This window comes from Paenibacillus sp. TC-CSREp1, from assembly GCF_050171015.1.
GTDB classification, from domain to species: domain Bacteria; phylum Bacillota; class Bacilli; order Paenibacillales; family Paenibacillaceae; genus Paenibacillus; species Paenibacillus silvae.
This window is the reverse complement of the sequence record NZ_JBNOKM010000031.1, coordinates 42,620-50,152: the sequence shown is the minus strand read 5'-3', so window position 1 is coordinate 50,152 and position 7,533 is coordinate 42,620. Positions and strand designations below refer to the sequence as shown.

Genomic DNA, 7,533 nt, shown 5'->3' with positions numbered 1-7,533 from the left:
GTTCGTCCTGAGCCAGGATCAAACTCTCCAATAAAGTATTGAAAAGAGCGATTAGCTCATTTTGAATCTGACGAGATCAAAAATCTCATTGTTGATCTTGCAAGCAAGATCAGTACTCACTCGTTGTTCAGTTTTCAAAGATCAAACTTCGTTTTTCGTCACCATTTTGTCTCAGCGGCGACTTTTATAATATATCATACTTCGTTTGTTTTGGTCAAGCTTTTTTTGAAATTATTTTTTGAAGTTCATTTTGAACTTCATTCATTTCAGTCATAGCATGAAGCCAAGCAAGCAAAGCAACGAGATATAATGTACCATATACTTTCCCTAATAGTCAACTATGCAAACAAAGAAATTTTTAATCCTAATAAAAGCCCTACACCTGGCAGACCCAAAACCGTAACGGTACCTATCGTAGCAGGGTTTAAAGGTATATACATCCCTGTTATCCATCCTGAATAATTCACAACATATATGCCCGCAGCAGCCATCACTAGATGAACTCCAATTGACGTAAAAACCGATAAGCCCAACCTCTTCCTGAACAAGATAACAACAAGCGCCAGCAGAGACGCAATTAGTACACTCCCCAGAATTACAGTCTTCATAAAGCCCACCTCCAGTTATAGTCGTCTGCCCCCAACTGCACAGTGTCACATGCTGACTTTCCGTTCGATGACCCCCTCTTGCACTCCGCTCAATCGTTTCGCCTGCTTCAAATGAATCTGGTACTTTCGTTCTGCCGCCTCAAGTACATAGATTGCATAATCAATCTCATCTTTCCCAAGAGCATATTCGAACTGCTTCATCGCCCGCTCCCACTCCTGTCTCGCTTTCTCCACATCCGCATATACTTGAGACTGCTCCTCCTCAAGCTGCCGGCTTTCCCCCTTCCCCTTTCCCCCTAGTCTCCGTACTTTTTGCCACATTAGCATCAGCGCTCCCTCCCCTATATCATCCACATAGCACACTTTCATACATATCAAGGAAGGGACAAACTTAGAACTTGGACATCCGAATTAATAACAAAAAAAAGAGAGAGCACTTGGCCCTCTCTTGAAGATGTTACAATACTTTCTTTGAAAAAATAATACGGAGTTCTCTCATCATGCTGAAATCACGCAATGAACATCAGCGCATTTCCCTGCGCCCTTCCAATGCCTTCGAGAGTGTAACCTCATCCGCATACTCCAGATCTCCGCCCACAGGCAGTCCATGGGCAATACGGGTTACACTGATTTCAAACGGACGCACCAGACGGGAAATGTACATCGCCGTTGCTTCACCCTCGATATTCGGATTGGTTGCCAAAATCAACTCTTTGACACGCTCATCACTCAATCGGGTTAACAGCTCTTTCAAACGTATATCATCCGGGCCAATCCCCTCCATCGGAGAGATTGCGCCCTGCAGCACGTGATAATACCCATCGAATTCCTTGGTGCGCTCCATAGCCACCAGATCCTTCGAGTCTTGAACCACACAGATTACCGATACATCTCTCGACTTATCCTGACAGATCCGGCAAGGGTCTGTATCCGTAATATTACAGCACACAGAGCAGTAATGAAGATTACGCTTCACACTGACGAGTGCCTTGGCAAAATCAATAACGTCATCTTCCTTCATGTTAAGCACATGAAAAGCTAAACGCGCTGCTGTCTTCGGCCCTACACCCGGCAGACGGGTAAAGGCATCAATCAGCTTGGCTATCGGTTCAGGATAGTGCAATCGGTTGTGTCTCCTTTGGACAGGATCAGTTCAAATTAAAACAGTCCCGGAATTTTCATGCCGCCTGTGAATTTACCCATATCCTGATTTGCAATTTCATCAGCCTTTGTCAAAGCATCATTCACCGCAGTCATGACAAGGTCTTGAAGCATTTCAACATCATCCGGATCAACAGCTTCCGGCTTGATTGTAATAGAAAGCAATTTTTTATGGCCATTCACTTCAGCTGTTACCACACCGCCGCCAGAAGTTCCTTGAACTGTTTTGTCGGCGAGTTCCTCTTGAGCCTTCAGCATTTGCTCCTGCATTTTCTTTACTTGCTTCATCATTTGGTTCATGTTATTCATATCCGTCATCTCCTTTAATATAGTTATCTCAAATTATACACACTGCATTCAGACGTACTACTCTTTAATAACTACAAGATCCTCACCAAACAGCTGGATCGCTTCATCAATCCAAGGCTGCTTATCGCCTGAACCCCCGTCTTCATGCTCAGGTTCAAGCTTAAAGTCCTCCTTTGGCGTATCAGTAGCTCCTTCCATCGCTCCCGTCCAATCCCTGAGCATCATCGTCACAAGTCGTGCCGGACGCCCAAGTTGCTCAGAAAGCACACGCTCAATAACATCACGATTGGCCTGCTTCTCCGTTGTTTCACGGTGGATGTTGTTTTTAAAAGCAACCAGCACATTGTCTTCAAGCAGTGATACCGGCTCTCCATCCATAAACCAGGCATGCACCGTGACCTTTTCCTCTTTGACACGTTGCAGAATTTGACTCCACTTTTTGCTGATCTCCACGAACTCGGGAGACCCCTTGCGCGCAACATATTGATCCAGATGTGCCGGCAACTTCGCCGGAGCATTAGATCTGGACATTGGCGCACGCGACGCCGGTCTGGCGGGAGCACTTGAAGCAGCCTCCCCACCAGACAGACCGCTTTTGAGTGCCCGATCCAGCTTTTTCTCAAGCTCGGCCAACTGCTGCTTGAGTCGGTTAATCTCTCCGCCATCCACCGATGTCGATGGAGAGGATGCTCCCGCCGCTGCAGCCGCCCCGCCCGAAGCCGGGATACTACACAGTTTAAGCAGCGCGACCTCAAATAATGTCTGCGGCTGAACTGCATATTTCATCTCGCTTTGATACCGATTCAACGTATCAATCATCTGGAACAGCTGTTCCTTGGTGAATGATTCCGCCATATCTCGAAATGATTCAGGATTCAGCACCCGATCCGTTAGCTTGTCCGCATCCGGCACCATCTTGATCATCAGCAAATCCCGGAAATAATACAGCAGGTTCTCCATACATTTGTCTGCACTCTTGCCTTCATGCATAAAGCCTTCGATCATCTGCAGGATATGGCCGACATCCCCTTTAAGCAAGGAAGCGGCCAGCTTGGCGAATTGCTCCGAAGCAATGCCACCGGTCATATCCATAACCTGCTGATATGTCACTCGTCCATCGGTGAATGAAGAGATTTGATCCAGCACGCTTAGCGCGTCCCTCATTCCCCCATCCGATAACCGAGCAATGTACTGCAGCGCATCATGATCCGCTTCCATGCCTTCCTGTTCACAGATCAAAGCCAATCTGGCTGTCTGCTCCTCCAGAGATACACGGCGAAAATCAAATCGCTGACACCGTGATATAATGGTCGCTGGCAGACGATGCGGTTCAGTGGTTGCCAAAATAAACATCACATGCGGCGGCGGCTCTTCCAATGTTTTGAGCAAAGCATTGAACGCCTCTGTCGTCAACATATGCACTTCGTCAATAATATAAACCTTCTGCCGGACTTCGGTCGGGGCATATTTCACCTTTTCCCGAAGATCACGGATTTCCTCAACACCCCGATTGGATGCGGCGTCAATCTCCTGCACATCCATTACAGCGCCGCTCGTAATTCGGCGGCAAGCCTCACATTCGTTACAAGGCTCCGTTGCAGGTCCACGCTCACAGTTTACAGCTTTGGCCAATATTTTGGCGGCACTTGTCTTGCCCGTTCCTCTGGGCCCGCTAAACAAATAGGCATGGGAAGTTCGCTGTTCACGAATCGCATTCTGCAAAGTCTGAATAATGTGCTGCTGTCCCACCATATCCTGGAACGACTGAGGACGCCACGCCCGGTATAACGCGATATGCTCCATGATGCGTTACCTTCCTTCCACTTCGCATTCGAGTCCGTTGTCGTCACCCCATTATACTATATTCCAGAGTGATTCCAAACTCTATCTGACTGATTTCATACGCATTTTAACATTAACATATCAAAAAAGACCCCTGCATTCATACGCTGCAAAGGTCTCTACATTTAAAAGATTAAGCCGTGCACCTGCTATCGATATTTGCGATCCAAGCGGCTCCCCTGAACAACAGCTCGGGCTAGGCAACCCTCCGGCACAAGAGTGGTCTCACTTATGGCTGCTTCCTTCCGGACCTGACCAGGTTCATGAGTACTCATTGCGGAGGACCCAACCGTCAACACCGCGTTCAGGGACCAAACCTCACATCGACAAAACCTCTAACAGGAATTCAACCTCGCTATAGCGGATTGCGAGTTACAGGGCACCGCTACCTCCCCATCTAGCACGGTAAGAAATAGTATAACGTAAGCTTGTCATAATTGCAACCGGCAGCAAATGGAACCTGTTTTACTCCAAAATATATGCAAAATAAAAACCCCCGCCATAGGCAGAGGTCGTTGGATGCAATAATTAGACAATCCGTTAGGATTGGTTCTATTAGATGCCGTATTTCTTTTTGAAACGATCCACACGGCCGCCAGCATCGATAAACTTCTGTTTACCTGTGAAGAACGGGTGGCACGCGGAGCAAATCTCTACACGAAGTCCGTCTTTAACGGAACCGGTCTCAAACGTATTACCGCATGCGCAGGATACTTGACCAATCGTGAATTTAGGATGAATTGCTTCTTTCATTACCTTTCACCTCTTTCCGCCCTGAGCCTCAAGCGGACCCAGAGTAAATGGCACAACACAGCAGATTATAACATGGCATAAAGCTGGTTGCAATCTAATTCATTCAAGAGGTGATCAGCTTCTTCGGACGAGCCATGCCTACTGGCGGAACATGGGTGTACGAGCCAATAACGACATCTGGCAGTTCTTCTGCAAAGATCTCCAGCATCTGCTTCATCCCCAGAATGTCACCCTGTGCCGGTGGGATCAGCTCCAGATAACTCTCCGGGTCAATATTCAGATTACGCATCTGAATCAGGCGCAGGTTGGTGCGGCGCGCAAATTCAATCATCGCTTCAATCTCTTCCTCACGGTCCGTTACACCCGGGAAGATCAAATAGTTGATGGATGTATACACGCCTTGCTCCGCTGCATATTTCATGGACTTCTCTACATTAGCCAGCGTGTAACCACGAGGTTTGTAGTACGCATTATAATGATCGTCCAGTGCACTGATTGTACTTACACGCATCAGATCAAGACCTGCATCTACAATGCCACGGATATGATCATTCAGTCCGGCATTGGTATTAATGTTGATATACCCCATATCGGTAATCGAGCGTACTTCCCGAATGGCCTCAATAATGAGCTTGGCCTGCGTGGAAGGTTCGCCTTCACATCCCTGTCCAAAGCTGATAATCGACTCAGGGGTTTTCAGATGCTCCAGCATAACCTCTACAATCTCATCTACACGCGGGCGGAAGTTCATACGTGTCTGCGGGGATACAAAGCCGCTGTCATCCGGCTGCTCTGAAATACAGCCGAAGCAGCCAGCGTTACAGGAGTAAGATACCGGTACGCCACCTTCCCAGCGATTCAAGAACGTATTGGAAGAAGTCAGACATTCATAACCTAGTGCACAGTTCGACAAGTGGGTATACAGACGATTCTCCGGGTATTGTTCGGTCAAACGCTTCACACCAGAACGAACATCATCACGATCACAGTTCATCGGATTCCATTTGTCCGGAGTATCGGACTGCGAAGCTGTAACGTAGAAGCCTCCATCTTTCCATACGACAGCCGAATATCCAAACAGCGGCAGCTTGTACTCTTTATCCGTCTTTACATAACCAGGCAGACATAAACGGGTAAAGCCTTGCGGAAGCAAAGCTCCAACCGCCTGTGTACCACTCGGCATCGGCATCATCTCACCCGTGTCGGGGTCCATACCAATGGGACGGGTACTCGGAAGACCAACCAACGTTGCACCATCCGGCAGAGGAATCAACTCATCCTCCATAATCTCGACGATCATATCTCCACTACGAGCAAGCCCGTACAGGGAAGGATGATCAAATACATTACCTTTTTCATCTGCGTATACTAAATACATGATGTTCTCCTCACATCTATTAGGTTAAACCTGACGACAAGTGTTCTATTTAATGTTAATTCGATGTTCCTGAAGTAGCAGTTTGTCTTGGAGAGCGGCGAGTTGTTGTTGTTCCCGAGTTGCTGGAAGGACTGTTGCCAGCCGCATCAAAAGCTGCAAGGAACTCGGCATTTGTTTTGCTGTTGCGCAGCTTTTTCAGGAATCCTTCAACGAAGTCGTGGGAATCATTCATATTTTTGCGAATCGCCCAGATGGTATCCAGCTCTTCCTTACTCAGCAGCACCTCTTCACGACGTGTACCGGAACGGCGAATATCTATCGCAGGGAAGATACGGCGTTCAGCCAGCTTACGATCCAGATGAAGCTCCATATTTCCCGTACCTTTAAATTCTTCATAGATAATGTCATCCATACGTGAGCCCGTATCAATCAGCGCTGTAGCCAAAATAGTCAAGCTGCCGCCTTCCTCCACATTACGGGCGGAGCCGAAGAAACGCTTCGGACGATGGAATGCCGCTGGATCAATACCACCACTCAGTGTACGACCCGATGGCGGAATAACCAGGTTATACGCACGGGCCAAACGCGTAATGCTATCAAGCAGAATAACAACATCCTTCTTTGCCTCAACCAAACGCAGCGCACGTTCCAATACCAGTTCCGCGACCTTGATATGATTCTCAGGCAGCTCATCGAATGTAGAAGCCACAACTTCCCCTTTTACCGAACGAGACATATCCGTTACTTCCTCGGGGCGTTCATCAATCAACAGGACAAATAGTTCAATTTCTGGATTGTTAGTTGAGATGCTATTGGCAATTTCTTTGAGGAGAAGCGTTTTACCCGCTTTGGGAGGTGCTACGATCAATCCACGCTGTCCCAGCCCTACCGGGGCAAGCACATCCATAATACGTGTGGACAAGTGGCTCGGGGATGTTTCAAGAACCAGTTTCTTCTGCGGATACAGTGGGGTTAATGCCGGGAAGTGAAGTCTCTCCGCAGCTGCTGATGGATTCTCACCATTCACAGCATTGACTTGCAATAAACCGAAATATCTTTCGTTTTCTTTAGGCGTTCTGCATTTGCCTGACACCAGGTCACCCGTTCTAAGATCGAACTTGCGAATCTGTGAAGCCGAGATATAGATGTCTTCTGTACTTGGCAGGTAATTGATTGGCCTTAGGAAACCATACCCTTCAGGTAAAATCTCAAGTACGCCTTGCATAAACATCAGACCGCTTTGTTCCGCTTGTGCACGGAGAATGGCAAAGATTAATTCTTTCTTTTTGAGGGTACCGTAATAAGGAATCTGGTATTTTTTCGCCAGCTTATAGAGGTCCGTTAGTTTCATTTCTTCCAAATCGGAAATTTGTAGATCCATATAATAACCACCTATTCAATTAATGAGTCCGTGAAATGGATAGTTTCGTCAGCTATTTCAGTTAGAGAGCGATTCTGACCCCAATCTCTTCTGTCCATTGT

Annotated in this window: 8 protein-coding genes and 1 other RNA gene; all 9 read right to left on the bottom strand. The window is 47.3% G+C overall.

The window, feature by feature from the left end:
- Positions 1–338 precede the first annotated feature (338 nt).
- Positions 339–608 (bottom strand): pro-sigmaK processing inhibitor BofA family protein, encoded by a 270-nt coding sequence (locus tag ACQSGY_RS28950; RefSeq protein ID WP_427182005.1) that lies wholly within the window; start codon positions 606–608, stop codon positions 339–341.
- A 45-nt stretch (positions 609–653) separates the two neighbouring features.
- Positions 654–935 (bottom strand): DUF2508 family protein, encoded by a 282-nt coding sequence (locus tag ACQSGY_RS28945; protein WP_427182003.1) that lies wholly within the window; start codon positions 933–935, stop codon positions 654–656.
- A 196-nt stretch (positions 936–1,131) separates the two neighbouring features.
- Complete coding sequence (gene recR, locus ACQSGY_RS28940; RefSeq protein ID WP_111273524.1) at positions 1,132–1,731, bottom strand: recombination mediator RecR; 600 nt, start codon at positions 1,729–1,731, stop codon at positions 1,132–1,134.
- A gap of 35 nt (positions 1,732–1,766) precedes the next feature.
- On the bottom strand, positions 1,767–2,078 hold the full coding sequence (locus ACQSGY_RS28935) for a YbaB/EbfC family nucleoid-associated protein (RefSeq protein WP_111273525.1): 312 nt from the start codon (positions 2,076–2,078) through the stop codon (positions 1,767–1,769).
- A 57-nt stretch (positions 2,079–2,135) separates the two neighbouring features.
- Positions 2,136–3,881, bottom strand: coding sequence for a DNA polymerase III subunit gamma/tau (gene dnaX / locus ACQSGY_RS28930; protein ID WP_427182002.1), 1,746 nt, complete (start codon positions 3,879–3,881; stop codon positions 2,136–2,138).
- A 177-nt stretch (positions 3,882–4,058) separates the two neighbouring features.
- Positions 4,059–4,326, bottom strand: an RNA gene (ffs, locus tag ACQSGY_RS28925) — signal recognition particle sRNA large type.
- A gap of 149 nt (positions 4,327–4,475) precedes the next feature.
- Entirely contained in the window at positions 4,476–4,673 is a 198-nt protein-coding gene (gene rpmE, locus ACQSGY_RS28920) for a 50S ribosomal protein L31 (RefSeq protein ID WP_145406672.1), read from the bottom strand.
- Between the two features lie 103 nt (positions 4,674–4,776).
- Positions 4,777–6,051 (bottom strand): radical SAM protein, encoded by a 1,275-nt coding sequence (locus tag ACQSGY_RS28915; RefSeq protein WP_188594890.1) that lies wholly within the window; start codon positions 6,049–6,051, stop codon positions 4,777–4,779.
- Positions 6,052–6,106: 55 nt separating this feature from the next.
- Positions 6,107–7,432 (bottom strand): transcription termination factor Rho, encoded by a 1,326-nt coding sequence (rho, locus tag ACQSGY_RS28910; protein ID WP_111273529.1) that lies wholly within the window; start codon positions 7,430–7,432, stop codon positions 6,107–6,109.
- Positions 7,433–7,533: the final 101 nt, after the last annotated feature.

Bases quoted from the DNA above. Each gene is read 5' to 3' on its own strand.
- ACQSGY_RS28950 (WP_427182005.1), bottom strand. From the start codon at position 608: ATGAAGACTGTAATTCTGGGGAGTGTACTAATTGCGTCTCTGCTGGCG.
- ACQSGY_RS28945 (WP_427182003.1), bottom strand. From the start codon at position 935: ATGCTAATGTGGCAAAAAGTACGGAGACTAGGGGGAAAGGGGAAGGGG.
- ACQSGY_RS28935 (WP_111273525.1), bottom strand. From the start codon at position 2,078: ATGAATAACATGAACCAAATGATGAAGCAAGTAAAGAAAATGCAGGAG.
- dnaX (WP_427182002.1), bottom strand. From the start codon at position 3,881: ATGGAGCATATCGCGTTATACCGGGCGTGGCGTCCTCAGTCGTTCCAG.
- rpmE (WP_145406672.1), bottom strand. From the start codon at position 4,673: ATGAAAGAAGCAATTCATCCTAAATTCACGATTGGTCAAGTATCCTGC.
- ACQSGY_RS28915 (WP_188594890.1), bottom strand. From the start codon at position 6,051: ATGTATTTAGTATACGCAGATGAAAAAGGTAATGTATTTGATCATCCT.
- rho (WP_111273529.1), bottom strand. From the start codon at position 7,432: ATGGATCTACAAATTTCCGATTTGGAAGAAATGAAACTAACGGACCTC.